The following is a 19,948-nucleotide window of genomic DNA, read 5'->3' as shown; positions in this document are numbered from 1 at the left end:
GGTAAAGAATGTATCCCTTATCGTATTATTCCAAAACGGGTACGGGGCTATTCTTACGCCACACATACTTCGCTGACTTCACTGGAACATACAAGCCTTGCTCTGTTAAAAGCGGTCGAATATCTTCTGTAGCCGACAATTGGGCTTGATTGCCCGCACGCGCTGCTGCTTGCATCAGATCAGCTGTATAATCCGCATACACCTTGCCTGAATCATCGATCATAAATACGAATGGCTCTCCGCTGTATGGACTGCTGACATCAATGTGACGTGCTCCAATATCTGTTACCTGTATACTGTAAAATCCAGGATAGAGCTTCTCACCCTTTGGGATGTGGCCTGTTCTAGCTTTGTACTTGTCACTTAAACGCTGCAAATCGTTTACTCGTTGTGCAGTGTTCAGATCCATAATACGAATGAGTGGAGTCGTCTCCTCATCGAGAATGAGGTATACACCCGTTCCCCCATTCTCAAAAGCATTCGCAGGCACCGTGCTTAACAATTCACTCGCTCGCAAAGCTTCAAAGTCCACTTTAAACTTCTCGTAACGCGGTGTGTCCGCATCCGCATTCTGAAGCGGAAGCAAAGCTTGTTTCTTCTGGTATTCATCTACTGCGTGCTGAACAAGCATTACTCCTTCTTTAGCTGGAGCTTGATTTGCCTTGCGCATTTCTTTCGGATATAAGCATCCTTGCAGCATAATACTAAACAATACAGTCATCAGAACCACTCTCATCCGAGGGTGATTTAAACTTACTTTCACCATAAGTTGTCATCCTCCTGCTGCTGCAATTGTCGACGAACTGCTGCCTTTAAGGGGTCTTCTGGTATGGTTACAATAAGGTCACAACCACCTGATGAAGCTACCTTCGCTTGACATGCCAGCCGCAATCCCGTAGATGCCTCAATACCAAGCTTCTGCCGCTCTGCTGCGGTCGGTGCCGATATCCCCTCACCTGTAACTTGCACCTTGCACATCAGGCAGCCTGCTTTGCCCTCGCACCGAGTTCGTATGCTAACACGGCTTGATCTTGCCACATCTAGCAGCGTCACACCCGACTTAGCTTCTGTCGTTCTATTATCAGGCATAAACGTAACTCGTCGCATAATCCTCCTCATTTCCCCTCACGTCAGATCCAAACCTCATTTAGAGTTTAACGCCCTGCAACTGCTCACCAGTTCCATCAGCACAGGAACTTGTGCTATCAACTTCCTCTGTATCATGTGATTAGGCTTACATTGTCCTAGCACCGCTTTCATCGCATCCACATGCTGCATTGGGTTGCGGTTTATGGACTCGGCAATGGTCACCACACGATCCGATCTGTCGCGCAGCACATTAAATACAAGCTCATGCGATAATGGTGTTAAATTCAGCATAACCTTACCTGAATGCTTCTGAATACGCTGGTTCCATAACACATCGCTAATAACCGTCTGATACGTACACCAATCTGTACGTACACTAAACTCCCCCACAAGTTCAATCGCGTTATGGTCGCATGAATAATGACTAAGTAAAGATCGATATATAGGCGATTCGTTCCATTGTGGCGTATCGATTGAACATGTTAGCCAGAAGGTGTGCAATTGTTCCGCATGCTTTGTGTCTGCATAAATATCGATGTCACGCGGTAGCCGATCCAATTCTACGCCTTGCAGAAGCAAGCTGCAGCTTCCGCCGAGCAGCCATCTTGTGTTGTGTATGTCTTGTGCCTTTAACCATAATAAAGCACCCTCGATTGAAGGTGGCAGCTTCATCTCATTCATTATGCAATACTCCTAACACGTCCGATATTAAGTATATGAATGCTCTAAGTTGTCATAAAACAGGCTAAAAATAAGGCTTATTAGATGCTCGGATAGGACCTTCCACTTCAATTACAGCTTGACAGCCTAAACGAAATCCTTGTTCGAACTCGGCTTCATCCATTCGCTCCCATTCTGCATCTGTGACATCATTAAGCAGTTCGGCACCTTCTTCCACCAAACATCTACACCGTGCGCAGGACCCGCGAGAACAGTTAAAACTCCAGTCAAGCTTCAGTTCCATAGCTGCCTGCAGCAATGTGACGCCTGTCCGAACCGGCATACTCGCTTCCAATGTACGTCCCTTTAGTTGCAACGTTGCCATCCTGTCACTCCTTAGACTATTGAAATAAAGCCGTATAACATACCTGCCAGCAATAAGATAAATGCGACAAAAGTGAGAATGCCTTTAATCCAGCCTTTTGTCTTGTAACGTGCAAACATGACAATAATAGCGGATAACGCCATTAAACCGAGACCGATAAAAGATACCCACATCTTTGTCATACTGTCCATGTGCATGTCTCCCATTCTTCCAATATCATCCCATTATACCATCGGGGTGCATGAAACAAAAGACGACAAGACACGCATTTTATGCATGTCTTGTCGTCTTGGTCATTTCCTAGAATAGCCAGCGGCTACTTCTTCATCATCAATTTCATAAGCGCTTCCATACTGTTTGCGTTCATGCCGCTCTTCCTTACCGTATTTACAATATCGGTTACGGTTGATTCTGACACAGGCAAATTGGCCATTTTGGCTACCTGCTTAATCAATTGACGGAGCTGGGCTTCGCTCTCAACTGTTGAAGGCTTAACCGTACTAGCTACCTTCTTGATCTGACTCTCCGTGATGTTTTTGCCTGCCTTTTTGTTGATGGCACTTAACGCATCTTTCGGAATTTTGTTGTTCGTCATGTCGTTCCTCCCTAGGGTCTGTACTTCCGTATAGTGTATGAACAGAATCGTACAGAGGTGAGGCGCATGTTACGTCCAGTTTGATTTGGCTACTTCTTCGATCTCATTTTTTCGAACTCGACCCATTAAGCTCTCAACAGCCGTCTTGGGATCAAGTCCTTCAAACAATACATGATGCAGTTGTTCCGTAATTGGCATTTGCACATGGTATTGATCGGAAAGCTTGAAAGCGGCCTTGGTTGTACGAATACCTTCTACAACCATGCCCATACGTTCCAGCACTTCTGGAATTGGAATACCTTGGCCGATCATTGAACCTGCGCGCCAGTTCCGGCTATGTGTGCTCGTACATGTGACGACCAAGTCGCCAACACCAGCCAGCCCAGCAAATGTGACCGTATTGGCCCCCATTTCTACACCGAGACGCGCAATTTCCGCTAGCCCGCGGGTAAGCAAGGCTGCTTTAGCATTATCGCCAAAGCCAAGACCATCCGATAATCCAGCTCCAAGCGCAATAATATTTTTGAGTGCACCTGCAAGTTCGACACCAAGCACATCTGTGTTGGTATAAACACGGAAATAGGATTCATTCATAAATAAATCCTGAGCACGTTCCGCAGTCTGGATAGAAGTAGAAGCAATCACCACTGTAGTTGGACATTGACGAACCACTTCTTCAGCATGGCTTGGACCAGATAATACAGCAATCCGATCTTCACCACATAACAATTCCTCTTCAATGACTTGCGACATACGTTCTAGTGTCTCCGTCTCGAATCCTTTGGTCGCATGGATTGCAATCATATCATCCGTCCAGAAAGGCTTCATCTGAGCTGCTACCTGTCGCATAGCAGCAGAAGGCGCAACAATAATACAAGCTGCTGCACCGTTCATTGCCGCTTCCATTGAAGTTGTCGCACGTATCCCTGCATGCAAGGATACTCCTGGCAAATATTTCTCGTTCGAATGCCGCTCATTAATTTCTAGTGCTTGTGCTTCATTTCGAGTCCAGACCACTACCTCGTTTCCGTTATCCGCAAGTACTTGACTTAATGCCGTTCCCCAGCTGCCTGCTACAAATACAGCTACTTTAACGGACACGTGGCAATCCTCCCTTACTTGAGCCGAGTCGATTCTCCGTCCCCTTCACCAGCTTTATAATGTTGGTGCGATGTCGGTAGAATGCAAATACACACAATAATAAGCTTCCCACAAAAATGCTAATATCCATTCTGAACAGCAAAATAAACACAGGTGTAAGACCTGTGAAAATCAACGATCCTAATGAGACATAACGCTTCCAGATGATCATTGCAATGGCAACAATTCCTGCAATCAGCGCAGGGAAAAACGCCAGCATAGCGAGGACACCAATCGTTGTGGCAATCCCTTTCCCCCCACGGAAGCGGAAAAATACGGGCCAATTGTGCCCTACAATAGCTGCGATTCCGCAAGCTACAGCTACCCAGCTTGCATCGGACACCATATGTCCGATCAGCACTGCTACTATTCCCTTCAGCGCGTCAAGCAGCAGCACGCCGATAGCTGGGCCCTTGCCAAGAATACGCAGCGTATTGGTCGCGCCTGCATTACCGCTTCCATGATGTCGTATATCAATGCCGCGCAGCCATTTCGCTATTAAGACACTAAAGCTTATAGATCCGAGCAAATAACTACCAAGAATTGCGATAATCGCCACTTCCGCTCGCTCCTAACTCTCGTCTGATTTCCGTCGCGTGAATAAACGTATAGGTGTACCTTCAAAGTCAAACGATGCACGAATTCGATTCTCCATATAGCGCTCATATGAAAAATGCATCAGCTCAGGGTCGTTAACAAAAACAACAATTGTAGGAGGCTTGACCGCAACCTGCGTCACATAGTTAATACGTAGACGCTTGCCCTTATCCGTAGGTGGTGGATTGTAAGCCACCGCATCGGAAATAACATCATTCAGCAAATGCGTAGGAATACGCTTCGCATGCTGTTGCGCCACGTGTTGAATGACAGGCAGCAACTTCTGCAACCGCTGCTTCGTTTTCGCTGACAGGAACACAACTGGCGCATATGGCATAAATAAGAAATGATCACGGATCGTTTGTTCGAACTGATGCATCGTCTTATCATCTTTCTCGACAACATCCCACTTGTTCACCACAAACAATGCCGCCTTACCTGCTTCATGCGCATATCCGGCAATATGCTTGTCCTGCTCAATGATACCTTCTTCACCGTTAATGACGACCAATACCACGTCAGCGCGTTCAATGGCCTTTAAGGCGCGCATAACACTGTATTTCTCCGTAGTCTCATACACTTTGCCGCGTTTACGCATACCAGCCGTATCAATAATGACGTACTTCTGGCCGTCCTTCTCAAACGGAGTATCAATCGCATCACGAGTTGTCCCTGCAATGTCACTGACAATGACACGATCCTCACCAAGAATCGCGTTCACTAGTGACGACTTCCCAACGTTTGGCCGCCCGATAAGCGCAACCTTAATAACGTCATCTTCATACATATCTTCTGTTGGTTCAGGAAGATTCTTCACCATCTCATCGAGCAGGTCGCCGATGCCTGTACCATGAGAACCTGAGATCGGAATGGGATCACCAAAGCCCAAACCATAAAACTCATAAATGTCATCCATACGATTCAAATTGTCCACTTTATTGACAGCAACGATTACTGGCTTTCCAGAACGGAACAAAATTTGAGCAACTTCTTCATCCGATTGGGTCATACCAGCTTTCGCATCGCACATAAACACGATAACATCCGCTTCTTCAATGGCCAGTTCAGCTTGAGCACGAATGGAGCGCAGGATTTCATCCTCGCCATCAATCTCAATTCCGCCCGTATCAATAATGCTGAACGGCTTCCCGTTCCATTCGCCCGAACCGTAAATACGATCTCGTGTTACGCCAGGCTTATCTTCCACAATTGCCAATCGGTCACCGATGACGCGGTTAAAAATGGTGGACTTCCCGACGTTCGGTCGCCCGACTATGGCAACAACGGGTTTTGCCATGCAGTTCACTCCTCATCTACTCAAACATATACACGTAGAACATCATATCAAAAAAACGGCGGCTTGGCTAACTATTCTCTCCCTTGAACATATACAAAACGACGCAAAACCTCTAATAACAATACACACATCCTAGATACGACAAACGCAATCCACCATTCGTCAAAGGTAGACAAAGCCCCCAAAACAATCTGCACAGCGCCGATCGCTTTTACAGCTACCAAATATTCTCCGATTGCAAGACTGAGTGTAATTACCGCCCATTGTCGGATGACAGAGCATCCAGTAAAGCCTGCGGCGCAGCCTAAAAATAAGCTCACCGACCAATCCGGCAGCTTCAGCAGCAGCCCGTATCCAGATAATACATTCAGCTTGGTCATCAGCAGTAAGGCTGCTAATACTCCGATATGTCCGACCAACAGCAGCGTTTGTGACATTTCTTTGCTCTGCACAATAACATAGAGCATGCATCCTAATCCCATCACGATCCAGAGAAGCCAAGCAAGATCAACAGTAACCATGCCAATTGTTAATGTCCTGCCTGCTGCCAGCATCCACAGCACAATTAATCCTAGCACAACAACTTGAGAAACATTCGGAAAAAGCAGTTCTTTCCATCCCGTGAACAATAAAATTAATAAGCAGATGGCTATTATCGTTGATAAGATGCCAGGCAGTATCATCACCCTAATTCCCCCATTCCAAGTTAGTATTTGAAATGAAGGCAAAAATAATCGGCGGACTCACAAGGAGTCCGCCGATTATAAAACTTTATTTTAATTTGTTAAGCTTGTCACCGAAGCGTTCAGCAAGTGTAAAGCTCATGCTCTGGTTGCTGAGCGATACGTTCGGGTTGTTTAGCTCTTCTTTGAATTTCTTTTCGGAGCGCTTGTCAGATTTCGGAGAAGGCGTTGGAGCTTCAGGAGCTTCCTCTGTCTCTTTAATGCTCAAGCTAACGCGTTTTTCAGCAGGACTGAAGTCAAGCACTTTTACTTGAACTTCCTGACCTTCTTTCAGCACTTCAAATGGTGTTGCAATGTGACGGTGTGAGATTTGGGAAATATGAACAAGACCCTCTACACCAGCTGCTACTTCTACAAAAGCACCAAAGTTTACAAGACGTTTGACCGTACCTGTAATGATATCACCAATTTTAATCTTCTCAGCCGATTGATCCCAAGGACCTGGTTGAGTAGCTTTAAGGCTGAGGCTGATCTTACCGTTAGCAGGATCAACTTTAAGTACCTTAACTTTCACTTGCTGGCCTTCTTGAACAACGTCAGCAGGCTTCTCAACATGCTGCCATGCCAATTCGGAGACGTGAACAAGACCGTCTACGCCGCCTACATCAACGAAAGCACCAAATTGTGTCAAACGTTGAACTGTACCTTCCAACTCTTGACCTTCTTTAAGGCCTTCCATCACACGCTGCTTATTGCTTTCAAACTCAGCATCAAGCACGTCTTTCTGGGAAAGAATCAATTTGTTGTTCTCACGGTCGATTTCTTTTACTTTGACACGAAGCGTGCGGCCTTTATAATCGCTAAAGTCTTCTACAAAATGGCGTTCAACCATAGAAGCAGGGATAAATGCACGTACGCCTACATCAGCCACGATGCCGCCTTTAACGACTTCTGCAACAGATACTTCGAACACATCCTGGTCTTCGAAGTGCTTCTGCATAGTCTCCCAAGCCGATCCACTGTCTACTTGACGTTTGGACAGTACCAAGCGCTCTTTATTATCGTCGACGCTTACAACTTTAGCTTCGACCTCTTGACCGATCTGTACAACTTCAGATGCTTTGTCTACAGATACAGATGACAATTCACGAACAGGAATAATACCGTCGTATTTATATCCGATGCTTACATAAGCTTGATCATCGTCAATTTTGACAATCGTGCCTTTGACAGTATCTCCTTTTTTAAGAGCAACAAAATTTTCTAATGCTTCTTGGTTTGTTGTTTCAACAGTCTCGTTAACTTTTGTTTCTTCGGACATGTGATAACCTCCTCGATTAAAACCCCATTTATAGAAACCTGCTTAGTGCAGAGTCCATAACGCATATTGAAAGGACAACCTACAAATAATACATGTAGTATCTTACTTACGATTCAAAATCATGCACGCCCTTGCTGCTCTTCAAGCATAATCGCATTAATCGTATCCATGATGCGTTCAGTCGCTTGCTCAAGCATATTACTTTCTTTACGCTCTAGCAAGTCACTCATATCTATAGGTGGTCCATAAACAACTTTAGTCTTGCGGAATAGTCCATACTTGCCACACACTGCAACAGGCACAACAGCTGCGCCACTCTTAAGCGCAATCATAGCAGCACCTTTCTTTGCGGCGACAGCCCCCTCCATATTACGGGTGCCTTCTGGAAATATTCCCATAATCTCGCCGTCTTGGAGCAGCTTAAAAGCTGTTCTTATCGTTTCCTTGCCAACGCCACCACGCTTGACAGGGAATGCACCTAACGCATCAATCGCAGGTCCAAACAAGGGAATCTTAAATAGTTCTTCCTTGGCCATAAAGCGTACACGCCGGTTAAGCATAATACCAATTGCTGGCGGATCTAGCAAACTAATATGATTGGAGCAAAGTACAACACCGCCCGTGTCAGGCACATACTCGGTGTTCTTCGCTTCAAAGCGGAACAATAAGCGATAAATTCCTCGCAGAAGCGCACTGCAAAACGTATAAAACATAAAGTTATTGCTCACCATCCATCCGTAATCGGGCTTGTTCCACCATTAGTTGTACGATCTGATCAACGTTTAAATGTGTGGTATCCAACAAGTTCGCATCAGCAGCTTGCTTTAACGGTGAAATAGCGCGCGTCTCATCTTGCTTATCGCGTGCTGAAATGTCATGCATCAGTTGTTCCAGCGTAACATTCTCCTGGCCCTGCCATTCGGCATGCCGGCGACGGGCTCGCTCCTCCACCGAAGCAGTCAAGAACCACTTCATCTCGGCCTGTGGAAGCACTGATGTCCCTATATCTCTTCCATCCATGACGATGCCCTTCTTAGCTGACAATAGTCGTTGTATGCGTACAAGCTCGGAACGAACACCTTCTAGCTGAGCAAAGGACGAAGCTAGCTGACTGACTTCAGCTGTACGAATCAGATCCGTAACATCTTCATGATTCAAAAATACACGCTGACCGTCTATGCCAGGCTGAAGCTCAATGACAACGTTATTCATCTCGTGTTGCGCACGATCTGCTTCTTCCGGCTTGATCCCTAATCTACGCATATGTAAAGCGACTGCGCGGTACATGGCACCCGTATCAATATAAATATATCCTAACTCACGTGCAACATGTCTCGCAACCGTGCTCTTGCCCGCTCCAGCAGGCCCGTCGATCGCAATGTTGATTCGATTCTGATGCTGATCTTGCAAGTCATTCAACGGGTCTGTCTCCTCTCTTCTGTACTCTGAATGGAGGCGTATAATCCCATTCAAGAAAAAAGCAGGCGATGCCTGCGGACGTGAAAATTATACCACACCTGAAAAAGGTATGCAAAATTCACAATCACCATTACGACACAAATTATGGCACATCTTATTGGTTTATCGAGTAAAATTCTGATCCACTCTAACACCTTCCAGCTCTTCGACTGGGCATATCAGTTGCCGCACCGGTGGCACCTGAAGCAGTAGCTGTAACAGCAACAAAAAAATACCGCAGGCGGCACCTGCTCGCAACAATAGCCGACACCTTTTGTCCCATCGACACAAAAAACGTCTTCTATATTCGTCCTCATCACGATGCGCAGCTTCACGAGGCTCAGATCCACAAGTACCTGTATTCGCATTTAAAAGGGACACGTCCTATCACCTCACGCCAATAAATGGTATGAGTAGTGTGGCTGATCCCCTGAACTTCTATGTATGGTGATCCGTCTTTATCAACTATTGTTTCCGCATCTCTAGTTGACGCTCAAAGCAGTAGCGAATAATTTTCTGTCGTTCTACATCTGTGATACGATCAAATTGCATCATAACTAGACAGTGCTTATCTCCTCGGGGCTCAATTCGAACTGTACTTGCTGTGAAGGACACATGTTCAACATCGCCCGCCCCCGCCTTAGGTGGAATGACAAGCCAGCAATCCAATAGTTGACTCTCTTCCAATCCCCATTGCAGTTCCGCCACAAATGACACGCCCCCGCCGCTTATATCTTCGGTTCGTGCTACTTTCTGTATACCTTCCGGGGTTCGCACTGCCATTTCTAGTGCTGCTTGTACCCGCAAATAGGAACGGCGCTGTGTCTTTGTAATTTGATCGGGTTGCGGCTTCACTAAAGCCAGCATACGAATGCTCTCATGTCGGTTACCGACCATCTTCGTTATAAAGTTACAGCGTACACCATCAGGCTGGACATAAGTAACGTCCAATTGTTCACCCAGTGTGAATCGTGCAAATTGTCCTGTCCCTTCTTGCAAAGGTATTTCGATCCATATACTGTAATCATCAATTTCGGTAACGCGAGCCCGATATTCTTGCTCATCTGCTCCTGCCGAACTCGGCAAAATATACACCGTATCATTTACACGTAATGACATTCAGGATTCCCCTCCCTTGTCGATTATAGCATCTCGTAAGCCCTGTAAACAGATTTAGGCGACAATTTATTCATCTCAAATAAATGCGGCGTACGTTTCACTCAACTAAAATAGCCGCTTCAAAAGCAACAAATCGTGCTTTCAAAGCGGCCACTCCTCTACGAGGATCTCACAGATTCTACGGACTCTTCCATACCTGTGTCTGCATTAACATATATTCGATACCCTTGCTTATCAAATGTGCCCCCAAATTCGTAACACAACACTTCCTTGGAGGCGTCGTTCTTAATCACAGCAAGCCGTGTATAAGCGATCTTCATATCGGAGTTGACATGCTGCTTTGCTTGCTGAACCGTCAGCTTTGGCTTCAAACTGACCGACTTTACGACTGCCATCGCATAAATGTAATCACTAGCCTGCACACCTGTAATGTCACCGTTGTCTAATGCAACACGAACTTGAATTTGCTGCGGGTACATGTACACTTGTTCTTTAACCGGTACAAACGTAAAGCTTTCTACGTTGTTATGGTCCTGATACCGTACTGCCTTCATCAGAGGGTAACCGTGTTTGCTCAAAAATGCACTTGCTTTTTTCTCTGCCTCATCACCAGATAATTGCTTGCTCTTGATGGTACGTGTATCCAGATAGGACATCATCATCCCTTGTTTAGTGAAGTCGATCGTAATAGTACCATCACCCTTGGCATGATTCGCACTTACTGTAAAAGTCTCATGATCGGCTGAGTTGCCATTTTTCTTAATGCTGACATCCTTTACCGGATGAGGCTTCATCAATTGCAGCCCCTTCTGCTTTAACTGTTCTGGTGCAACAGGCGGGCCTTGCAGCATTTTTACGGATCTTTTGGAATAAATACTTGAAACGGAAGGACCCCAATTAATTTCAGGGTATCCATTCACTTTGTTATCTACGGTCTTAAAACCATCCACAATCGTGTTATCAGCTGACTCCTTCTCCGTTGCTAAAGCGGATTCCACATCCATCCAGCGCAGTCGATTCTGAATCACTTTGTCTTGGACTTGAAACAAATCTTTTGAAATTTGCTTGGAGTTAGCGTATAACGTTTTTAAGGTTTTCATTTCATCAGGACTAAGTGGCTCTTTGGTCATATCACGAACAGCGGTTTTGTAGGCAAAGTTCGAGATACGCGACAAAAAGTCCTCTGTCTGGTTAAAGGGAAGCAATGTTAGTGGAAGCTGGTTAATTTCATTTTGTGCTTCACTAGTCAGCCGCCACACATTTACAAGACCTTTGCGATGCATACCTTGAGACAAAGAGTGAACAGCTAGTGTCTGACCCAGCTCGTTGTGCAGCTTGTCCATATGATAAGTCAGATCGTGGAAAGCACGTTGGTATTGATTCTCGGCTTTTAACAGGATGGAGTTCTTTTCTTGATGCTCTTGATACCCCCATACAATAGAGCCGATACATAAAAGCGTGACAATTGGAAACATCACCGCACTTAGTCGTTTGTACATCGACAAGCGTCTCCTTTCACAGCAACATATATAAAACATTAATGCTTATTGTGCTGGAAAAAGTAAGACTTTATGCATACTTGATGGAATCCAATCCTCACGCTTATACTGGTAACTCTTCAATAATAAAATCATCGCGATTGTCACAAAGACATTGCTTAAACCCAGTTTCAATCCGGCCTTTTTCACGTTTGCCACGCAGTACGAACTTCTCCCCGCAATGTTTGCAACGAATGGTAATTTTGATACGCATCTGTGCACCCCTCTCTTGAAGCCAACATGCCCGCTCCAACATATATACACAGCATTATTTCCCAATTCGTTAAGATTTAATCTCTCTCGAATCATCGTCATGATTCAGCATTCGAAACGGGGATCGTAAATTTGCTCTACGGACTTTTGCCATCCCGTAATACCATAAAAAGACCATAAGCGGGATGACAAGCCATATCCAGTAACGAGTAAAGGTTTGCATAATAATATCGTAAACTCCGTGCCAAAATATCGGAATAGCAAGTGAAAACCATAAATACTTTTTCGTCTTTTTTCCAGATGAAAATTTAGCTTTACCCAAATAATAACCCATCACTACACCAAACAGTGCATGTCCCGAAACAGGAAGCAGTGCACGAATAAGCAAGTAGCTAAAAGAGCTATGATTGACCCATGCGTACATCACATTCTCGATGGTGGCAAATCCAAGTGAAACCGCGACCGCATACAAGATTCCATCATAATGCTCATCAAACTCCACATGATTGTAAATCATGTGGTAGAGTACAAACCATTTCATAAATTCTTCAACACCGGAAGAAATAAAAAACGATGATATAAATGGATTGTTACCTAGACTAAGCACGAGCCCATGCTGGATGACCATGATGGGAAATACAATCAAAAAGCCAAGCAAAAAGACTCGGATCACCATTGAGATTGGCTCAGCTGCATAACGATCCTTTAAATAAAAATAAATAAGCAATGCGATTCCAGGCGCGATTGCAGCCGTCAAAATTGCTGCAACCGGAGTCGAGTATTCCGTAGACTGGCCTACGGCATCCGCATGAACCGTCGTCAGCATGCTAAAGAACGACATATTCATTTGTGTATACTCCCCCTTGAAAGATCTTGCTTATGTCCATTGGCACTCACTGATGCAGGCTTTAGTTGTGAAGCAGTGTGTCCGATTAACTAAACCATGCATATAGTAAAAATATGATTGTCTTTACACATAAAAAGAGAGTGTCGACCCCTTGATCGAACACTCCCTCCAACGCCGTACTATTCGCTGCGCGGTTTGAAATGTTGACACGTCACGGCTATAGCATCATCAGGGATGATCACCTTACCGTACTCTTCAAGCACTGCGGTCGTAACTGACGTTGCTTCACCGAATTCCGCTAATATCGCTATGAACGCCTGTAGTCGGTTAGACTCCAGAGCCGCCGACTCAGCATAATATATCCACTGACCATTATATTGGTATAGCGCGCCGGAAACGGTGAATTGACCGTTCACCGCATGAGCTGCTTCAATGAAATGCTCAAAATCACGGAAAGAAAATACGATGGAATCACTTTCCTCGAGTGTAACTTCCATCTCATATACATCATCCATCTCTTCCTCGTCCATACCGGAAGCGCGTGAGCCTTCCCAACGTGTACGAGTGACGATGACTACCATTCCTTGAGCAGGCATTGCAAATACTTCAACGGCTAACGGTCCAGTCGCGTCAAAGCCGAGTTCTGTGTAAGCCTGATCCATCATTTCCGCGAACAAATCCTGCAGCTTAGACATTTCCCGCCACAAGTCCTCACGTTGGATCCCGCGCTCTGATAAGTCGTCGAACGTAAGGAAAATACGGATTTTATCTTGACTTAAACGTTCGATTTTCATGACAGGACCCTCCTTTGCAACTCCGGTTATAACAGATTATGATGCAACATATAATATGTGCTGAAAATGGTTCTATGTAATTCATGTTATCATTTTTTGAATTGTTTTGCACCTACTAAAATAGAATCAACCATTCCAACGAAAAAGCCGTTGATAGGTATCAACGGCTTTTCCTTATATACTATGCTTGTTATTAATGCCTTAGACACTTTTGCGATGGCTTTTCTGACGGCGAGACCGCCGTCTTTGTCTCATGCGGTGAAGCGTTGACTTTCAGTGGGAATTAGGCACTCCCACTGGCTTATGCCGCACAGGGTCAGACGTCTTCGATACTGAACCTGTCGAAGTTGCTCCAGCTGTTGCACCTACTGTGCTGCTTTGACCTTGGCTGTCCCGCAAAATCGCATCCACTTGTCGTTTTACTTCAGGGTCACGCTCAATGAGTTCTTTCACGCGGTCAAGACTGAATGAATCATGGTGGGACGTGTGGCTTACCTGATGTCCAGAGCTGTCTTGTGACTCTTCATCTAATGCAGTATTACCCATTACAGAAAAAGCCGACTCCATCACCTTACCTCTTGCTTTCCCTACAACATCGGACATCATATCTCCCGCAATTTGCAGCTTGGATTGCAATTGCGATAATGAACGACGATCTGCCATGTACATGCCGGCTAACGTGCCGACAGCCATACCTGCGATAAATGTTGTGATTCTCACCGCTGTTCCCTCCTTGTCATGTTAGGATCAGTTGTAGTGTGAGCGTCACAGGCGTTTCGCATTCGCTTCAATTTTAGGAAACCCCGACACCACTTCTTAATGTAATAAAATGTGCTTCAGGAGCAGATCCTAGTCGCAGCGGCAAATGTGATGTTCCAAATCCTCTGCTAATGAACAACTTTAGTGGCATCGCGTCATGGGAACTACGATTGATTGAATACCAGCCAGCTAAATACTTTCTATAGAACGCACTTGTTTTGATTGGTCCGTATCCAGGCAACAAAATTTGCCCGCCATGTGTATGTCCAGCAATTACAAGCTCAACCATATCAGGGATGTTGGACCGAATGATGGCTGGATCGTGAGAAATAAGAATGCAGCAGTGCGGCTCATTGCGGGGCGATTCTAACGCCCAATCGAGATTAGTCTTCCCCGTTGTGAGATCATCAACACCGACAATCCACATCGTGCCATCTCCCTGCTCGCAGCGCATCGCTTCATTATCTAGCAGCTTAATGCCATGTGCGGACAACTCAGCGTCCAGCTTCCTGGTGTCTCCCTTATGATCATGGTTGCCATGCACCATGACAGTAGCACCTAAGGATCGCAGCTTCAACACATTATTGATTGCATCTTCAACTGGTGCATCTCGCTCCGTCACGTCTCCGCCTATAATAACAAGCTGTGCTTGCTCGTGCATTTTAATTTGAGTTATATGCTCTTCAGTAAGCTTCCGGCGATGCAAATCACTAATAAAAAATAACCGCAGCCCATCCAAAGATGAAGGCAGCTTACTTAACCATACAATCTCTTCTGTCACTTGAAATAATCGTGCCACTCTTCTCATATGCAGTATCAGTGCAAGTACAATAAGCAACATTGCCAGCACACTTGCAGCTGTCCATAAGTTCAGAGCATTCATCGTCAGTACCCCTCCATCGTCGTATGACGCCCCCAAAACAACAATGCTACAAGTAAACCGATAAACAACAAAAACAATACATTATAAAACCATTTCGCTAGTCTCCCATAATTGGAAGGAAACAAAATTTGTCGTGGAGGAAGTGAACGGTCCTCTTCCTCTTCTAACAAACGTTTGTGAATTTCCTCATCATCAGCAGCAGCCTGTTCTTCCACTTCCTCTTCAGCAGGTTGTTGCTTTAGCTGACTTAGTGCTTTAAGTGCTCGGCTCTCTACAAATGAAGGCTCTAAAGGGGATTCAGCCTTGGATGCGTCTCCTTGCCATTCCCTTTTGTGTCTAGTCATTTGCATCTTACTCATTCTTCCCTTCGATAACGCAATATCAATCCCATAACAAAATCAATTAAAAAATGTGCTGCAATCGGCGCCCATAATGAATCTGTCCAAATATATATATGGCCTAATCCATAGCTGATGCCAAATACAAGCGCCGTCGGTAACCAATGTCTTAAATATCTGACATGAATGGCTGCAAAAATAATACTCGTCCAGTAAGGACCTAAAGTATGCTGTATTGCTCCACGAAATAACATTTCCTCACAAATGCTCACGACAAGTGCGATAACAGCGATATGCCAAAACGGCCGCGTGCGGAACATTTTCTCATTAATTCCACCGTCATCTGTAACATCCTCAGGAACAAAACGTGAAATAATAAGATCAATCACAATAACAGCTACCGCGAATCCAGTTCCCCACACCCACGGTTCATATCCATTCGGGAGCCATAACAGTTCAAGCGGGTTGCGCCGCGACACCGCAATCCATATGATGCCAACAATTAAAGTTAAGGCTTGTGTCAAATACAAGTTAAGCAGCAGCGTCTTATCATCAAGCTGATCAATTTGAACCTGTCTTTTTTTGAAATCGTTCCATTTCTCTTTCATCTCATCCCTACCCAATGTTTGATGTAATTGGAAAACATCATCCCTGTTAATTCTGTTTCCAATTCTCTCATTTTTGCCCTATACTTATGTCAGGAATGAGCCGATATACCTAGTACATACTACATTTGATGTTCTCGCTTCGTAGTATTCCTTAAAAAATAAGACATTGTTCCTACGAAACGTGCAAAAGGAGAGGTATAATGAACCGGAATCCGACAAAAATGCAATTTTTATTCAGCATGAGCTTTCTGTTCACGCTTATTCTATGTATTGCAGCTTTTTTCTACGGTGTTAAGTACGGCACCGATCAAACAGAAGATAAGTACAGTAAACAGATGCAACAATGGTATGCTGAAAGCCACCCTGGAAAGTACGAGCAGCAGGACCTGGTCTCATTTTATCATAACGTATTTTGGCCTTATCGTGAATTTGAAATCCGTTGGTTCGACACGCTTGCTAAATTATCTTCAAATCACCATAACGCTGTTGATTCATTATCTAAACTACAACATACGGCACAAGAACATTACAAACGAATTACACTAGTCGCCTTGCCAAAGGACGCTACTGATCTTACACTTGCTCAAGCTAATTATGCTGCCAGCCTTTTACGGTTTCATGATGGGCTGAAACAGATTATAAGAACTTCGAGCCAGCAGAACAGCAAGCTCGATGCAGCCCACATACAGCAGCAGACTCCGATCAAAGAAGCGATGAAGTTAGCGCTAAAGGGTCAGCAGCAGTATTATTCATCGATGCTTGTGTGGAGCAGAACACAGGATGATACGATTAAGCAGCCTAGTCTCAAGAGCAAAGCAAGTCTTGAGCAATGGCAAGCCAGTTCATTCGCTGCCAAAAATAAATACATAGCTGACTACTTGTACCATCAGGGAGTAATTAAACCGTATCTGCCTCAAGACTTAACGGCTAGACTGGATCAATTCACGAAACAGGCAAGTCGCTCCAGCGCAGCGGCTAACAAAAAAAGCGTTGATCTTACCATTAAGCAGTTGTTGTCAACAAATAGTGTTCATGCACAGGACTACAGCCGAGTAAAGGGTAAGCTGTACCAAATGGACAACATCCCGCTGCTGCCGATGTTTGTAGAATAAAGACGATTCATACCCTATCTTATCCTAACAAAATGTTTAGCCAGTATTCAACTACACCCCTTGTAATTAGTGGGGCTCCCTACAATCAAGGGGTATTTCTAATAAATAGGATACAGCTGGATTAAACGTATTTTTTAATATTTTGTGAAGGCTAGAGCTCAAATTTGTAGTATAATCCCTCAAAACATGAACATTTAACAATAACTAAATTAATATTATTCGTGTTTAAAAGTATTGACAGTTGTAAAGAACCGTGTTACATTAAGTAAAATTTCATGACTCGAACAACATTGAAGGAAAAGAACAGACTTTGGAAGTCTTCAGAGAGCCGATGGTAGGTGCGAATCGGCGGCGGAAAGTTATGTTCCAGCATTCCTGAGTTATTATGCTGAATTTAGTAGTAGGCATAGTCGGTTAGAACCCGTTAACGTTTATCGTCTCTACGGAGATGACAAGGCTGCTCATGCGAATGCGCAGCGAATTAGGGTGGTACCACGAATCCAACTCTCGTCCCTTACTACGGCAGTAGTATGTGGATGGGAGTTTTTTTGCTTAAATTTTAGGTATAAACAAGAAAAGTGCATCGATTTGCAGCTTCTCGCAACCTGTAACAAGCAATGGTTTTAGCGCATTAACGCGGTCTTTTATTTGTGAATAATCTCGTAATGAGATTGATCTAACTGTCTGTAAAGACAACATTATTAATGGAGATTGAGGGAGGAATTCACATGTTTAAAGTTTTAGTGTCGGACCCAATTAGCGATTTCGGGATTCAACTGCTCATGGATGCACCAGATGTTAAGGTTGACAAAAATTCTGGCTTGACCGAGGATGAACTGATTAACATCATTGGCGATTATGATGCGCTGCTCGTACGCAGCCAAACAAAAGTGACACCGCGAATTATGGAAGCCGGAAAAAAACTGAAAGTTATTGGTCGTGCAGGCGTAGGGGTAGACAACATTAATTTGGAGGCGGCAACACAACGTGGAATTATTGTAATCAACGCACCAGACGGCAATACAATTACGACATGTGAACATGCATTTGCGATGATGATGGCCCTCTCTCGACATATCCCTCAAGCATATGCCAAAACAATCAATGGGGTTTGGGACCGCAAAAGCTTCTTAGGTGTAGAGCTGCGCAATAAGACGCTCGGCGTACTAGGTATGGGCAGAATCGGCAGCGAAGTCGCTAAACGCGCTAAAGCATTCGGCATGGAAATTATAGGTTTTGATCCGTTTATGACAGACGAGCGTGCGGAGAAGCTTGGCGTAAAGCTCGGCAGTGTTGACGAAATTATTCGTCAGGCTGACTTTATTACTGTACACACACCACTCACACCTGAAACCAAACACATGATAGCACGCCCACAATTTGAGGTGATGAAACGTGGTATGCGAATTATTAACTGTGCACGCGGTGGTATTATAGATGAAATTGCACTCGTTGAAGCGATTGACGAAGGAATTGTAGCTGGCGCAGCATTTGACGTGTTTGAGGTAGAGCCACCGGCTCCAGATCATCCATTCCTGACTCATCCGAAAGTCATTGTAACTCCTCATCTTGGTGCTTCCACTGTAGAGGCCCAAGAAAATGTAGCCATTGACGTGTCGGAGCAAGTTTTGCATATTTTACGGGATCAGCCGTTTAAAAATGCGGTGAATATGCCGCCCGTACCAGCTACAGTGATGAACAAAATTCAGCCTTACTTTAATCTCGGTTTGAAGCTTGGTCAATTTGCGGCTCAAATGTCTAAGGGCGCCCTTTTAGAAATTGTTGTAAATTACTCAGGTGACTTGGCCGAGGTGGATACGCAACCTCTTACACGTTACATCGTAAAAGGCGTGTTGCAGCAGCATCTAGGTTCTGATGTCAATATCGTGAACTCGATGCACCTCGCTAAAGTTCGGGATATTAATATTATCGTTCAAAAATCTCATGTGGCTAAAGGCTTTACGAATTTGCTTACCGTTACGCTTCGTACAAACGAAGAAGAACGTCTCGTAGCCGGAACACTGCTGAATGGATATGGCGAACGAATCGTTCAAATCGATAAATACCCAGTTGATGTGGCACCAGAAGGTCATTTGCTGTTGATCAAACATAACGACAAGCCAGGCATGATTGGTTATGTAGGGTCCCTGCTCGGCACAAATGACATTAACATCGCGACGATGCAGGTTGGACGTAAAATCGTCGGCGGCTCGGCAATTATGGTACTAGCTGTCGATCGTGTTGTTCCTCAAGATGTAATGGCCAAATTAAAAGGCATAGCTGACATAAACAAAGCAAAAGAAATCCTTTTTGTATAACAGAATACGCTAAGCCACCATTGTTTCACAAGCAACAAGATTTACACTTATATTATGACGTCTGCCAACGGCAGACGTCATTTTGCGTCTCCACCTGATCTCACTGTCCAGCCCTCGACAGTAGACAATTTCCTTCGCGCAGACAACCACACATTTATGTCTTGGACTGATATATATGTCGTAAGCTCCTTTAA

Annotated in this window: 25 protein-coding genes and 1 other annotated feature; of the genes, 2 read left to right on the top strand and 23 right to left on the bottom strand. The window is 44.7% G+C overall.

Translation table 11 applies throughout. The features are described 5' to 3' along the window. Positions 1-25: 25 nt before the first annotated feature. The 23 genes from H509_RS0105725 to H509_RS0105615 all read right to left on the bottom strand — a co-directional run bounded on the left by H509_RS0105725 (position 26) and on the right by H509_RS0105615 (position 16,324). Entirely contained in the window at positions 26-766 is a 741-nt protein-coding gene (locus tag H509_RS0105725) for a hypothetical protein (protein WP_028544241.1), read from the bottom strand. Continuing rightward, positions 760-1,107: a 2Fe-2S iron-sulfur cluster-binding protein gene (locus H509_RS0105720; RefSeq protein WP_051286834.1), complete on the bottom strand. Its 348-nt coding sequence runs from the start codon at positions 1,105-1,107 to the stop codon at positions 760-762. Before H509_RS0105720 ends, H509_RS0105725 begins: the two co-directional genes overlap by 7 nt. Before the next feature lie 36 nt (positions 1,108-1,143). After that, complete coding sequence (locus tag H509_RS24370) at positions 1,144-1,770, bottom strand: hypothetical protein (protein ID WP_051286833.1); 627 nt, start codon at positions 1,768-1,770, stop codon at positions 1,144-1,146. Positions 1,771-1,834: 64 nt separating this feature from the next. Then, positions 1,835-2,134, bottom strand: a complete 300-nt coding sequence (locus H509_RS0105710) for a 2Fe-2S iron-sulfur cluster-binding protein (RefSeq protein WP_028544239.1) — start codon at positions 2,132-2,134, stop codon at positions 1,835-1,837. Positions 2,135-2,145: 11 nt separating this feature from the next. Further along, positions 2,146-2,325: a DUF2768 family protein gene (locus tag H509_RS0105705; RefSeq protein ID WP_028544238.1), complete on the bottom strand. Its 180-nt coding sequence runs from the start codon at positions 2,323-2,325 to the stop codon at positions 2,146-2,148. 125 nt (positions 2,326-2,450) lie between these two features. After that, a complete protein-coding gene (locus tag H509_RS0105700) occupies positions 2,451-2,729 on the bottom strand; it encodes a stage VI sporulation protein F (RefSeq protein WP_028544237.1) in 279 nt (92 codons plus the stop codon). A gap of 69 nt (positions 2,730-2,798) precedes the next feature. Continuing rightward, entirely contained in the window at positions 2,799-3,830 is a 1,032-nt protein-coding gene (locus H509_RS0105695) for an NAD(P)H-dependent glycerol-3-phosphate dehydrogenase (RefSeq protein ID WP_028544236.1), read from the bottom strand. Then, positions 3,820-4,428, bottom strand: coding sequence for a glycerol-3-phosphate 1-O-acyltransferase PlsY (plsY, locus tag H509_RS0105690; protein WP_028544235.1), 609 nt, complete (start codon positions 4,426-4,428; stop codon positions 3,820-3,822). Before plsY ends, H509_RS0105695 begins: the two co-directional genes overlap by 11 nt. Positions 4,429-4,440: 12 nt before the next feature. Continuing rightward, the gene (der, locus tag H509_RS0105685; protein ID WP_028544234.1) at positions 4,441-5,763 is read right to left on the bottom strand and encodes a ribosome biogenesis GTPase Der; all 1,323 of its coding nucleotides are present in this window, start codon (positions 5,761-5,763) and stop codon (positions 4,441-4,443) included. A gap of 71 nt (positions 5,764-5,834) precedes the next feature. Continuing rightward, on the bottom strand, positions 5,835-6,449 hold the full coding sequence (locus H509_RS0105680; protein WP_157277475.1) for a hypothetical protein: 615 nt from the start codon (positions 6,447-6,449) through the stop codon (positions 5,835-5,837). An 85-nt stretch (positions 6,450-6,534) separates the two neighbouring features. Beyond that, a complete protein-coding gene (rpsA, locus tag H509_RS0105675; protein ID WP_028544232.1) occupies positions 6,535-7,767 on the bottom strand; it encodes a 30S ribosomal protein S1 in 1,233 nt (410 codons plus the stop codon). A 119-nt stretch (positions 7,768-7,886) separates the two neighbouring features. Then, positions 7,887-8,480: a lysophospholipid acyltransferase family protein gene (locus H509_RS0105670; RefSeq protein WP_028544231.1), complete on the bottom strand. Its 594-nt coding sequence runs from the start codon at positions 8,478-8,480 to the stop codon at positions 7,887-7,889. Between the two features lie 4 nt (positions 8,481-8,484). Then, entirely contained in the window at positions 8,485-9,186 is a 702-nt protein-coding gene (cmk, locus tag H509_RS0105665; protein WP_028544230.1) for a (d)CMP kinase, read from the bottom strand. 162 nt (positions 9,187-9,348) lie between these two features. Further along, a complete protein-coding gene (locus tag H509_RS0105660) occupies positions 9,349-9,606 on the bottom strand; it encodes a hypothetical protein (protein ID WP_028544229.1) in 258 nt (85 codons plus the stop codon). Positions 9,607-9,690: 84 nt separating this feature from the next. Continuing rightward, positions 9,691-10,344 carry a flagellar brake protein gene (locus H509_RS0105655; RefSeq protein ID WP_028544228.1) on the bottom strand — a complete coding sequence of 218 codons (654 nt, stop codon included), beginning with the start codon at positions 10,342-10,344 and terminating at the stop codon, positions 9,691-9,693. 158 nt (positions 10,345-10,502) lie between these two features. Beyond that, positions 10,503-11,843, bottom strand: coding sequence for a germination protein YpeB (gene ypeB, locus H509_RS0105650; protein ID WP_028544227.1), 1,341 nt, complete (start codon positions 11,841-11,843; stop codon positions 10,503-10,505). A 103-nt stretch (positions 11,844-11,946) separates the two neighbouring features. Continuing rightward, positions 11,947-12,096: a hypothetical protein gene (locus H509_RS27950; protein ID WP_169450857.1), complete on the bottom strand. Its 150-nt coding sequence runs from the start codon at positions 12,094-12,096 to the stop codon at positions 11,947-11,949. A gap of 69 nt (positions 12,097-12,165) precedes the next feature. Next, a complete protein-coding gene (gene prsW / locus H509_RS0105640) occupies positions 12,166-12,936 on the bottom strand; it encodes a glutamic-type intramembrane protease PrsW (RefSeq protein ID WP_084159097.1) in 771 nt (256 codons plus the stop codon). Between the two features lie 185 nt (positions 12,937-13,121). Then, positions 13,122-13,736, bottom strand: a complete 615-nt coding sequence (locus H509_RS0105635; protein WP_028544225.1) for a genetic competence negative regulator — start codon at positions 13,734-13,736, stop codon at positions 13,122-13,124. A gap of 273 nt (positions 13,737-14,009) precedes the next feature. Continuing rightward, on the bottom strand, positions 14,010-14,456 hold the full coding sequence (locus H509_RS24365) for a DNA-directed RNA polymerase (RefSeq protein WP_245595985.1): 447 nt from the start codon (positions 14,454-14,456) through the stop codon (positions 14,010-14,012). A 73-nt stretch (positions 14,457-14,529) separates the two neighbouring features. Further along, positions 14,530-15,378 (bottom strand): metallophosphoesterase, encoded by an 849-nt coding sequence (locus H509_RS0105625; protein WP_051286832.1) that lies wholly within the window; start codon positions 15,376-15,378, stop codon positions 14,530-14,532. A gap of 2 nt (positions 15,379-15,380) precedes the next feature. Then, positions 15,381-15,737, bottom strand: a complete 357-nt coding sequence (locus H509_RS0105620) for a hypothetical protein (RefSeq protein WP_051286831.1) — start codon at positions 15,735-15,737, stop codon at positions 15,381-15,383. After that, entirely contained in the window at positions 15,734-16,324 is a 591-nt protein-coding gene (locus H509_RS0105615) for a CPBP family intramembrane glutamic endopeptidase (protein ID WP_028544222.1), read from the bottom strand. Before H509_RS0105615 ends, H509_RS0105620 begins: the two co-directional genes overlap by 4 nt. A gap of 200 nt (positions 16,325-16,524) precedes the next feature. Here H509_RS0105615 and H509_RS0105610 point away from each other — a divergent pair, with 200 nt between their 5' ends. Together H509_RS0105610 and serA are read left to right on the top strand one after the other, a co-directional pair. Beyond that, positions 16,525-17,436 (top strand): hypothetical protein, encoded by a 912-nt coding sequence (locus H509_RS0105610; RefSeq protein WP_028544221.1) that lies wholly within the window; start codon positions 16,525-16,527, stop codon positions 17,434-17,436. 281 nt (positions 17,437-17,717) lie between these two features. Then, positions 17,718-17,954: a binding site (T-box leader), on the top strand. A gap of 210 nt (positions 17,955-18,164) precedes the next feature. After that, complete coding sequence (gene serA / locus H509_RS0105605) at positions 18,165-19,754, top strand: phosphoglycerate dehydrogenase (RefSeq protein ID WP_028544220.1); 1,590 nt, start codon at positions 18,165-18,167, stop codon at positions 19,752-19,754. Positions 19,755-19,948 lie beyond the last annotated feature (194 nt).

Origin of the sequence: Paenibacillus taiwanensis DSM 18679 (assembly GCF_000425125.1) — a bacterium.
In the GTDB taxonomy this organism is placed as follows: Bacteria; Bacillota; Bacilli; order Paenibacillales; family Paenibacillaceae; genus Paenibacillus_B; species Paenibacillus_B taiwanensis.
Note: the sequence above shows the minus strand (reverse complement) of the source record. Positions and strands in the feature narration are given on the sequence as shown.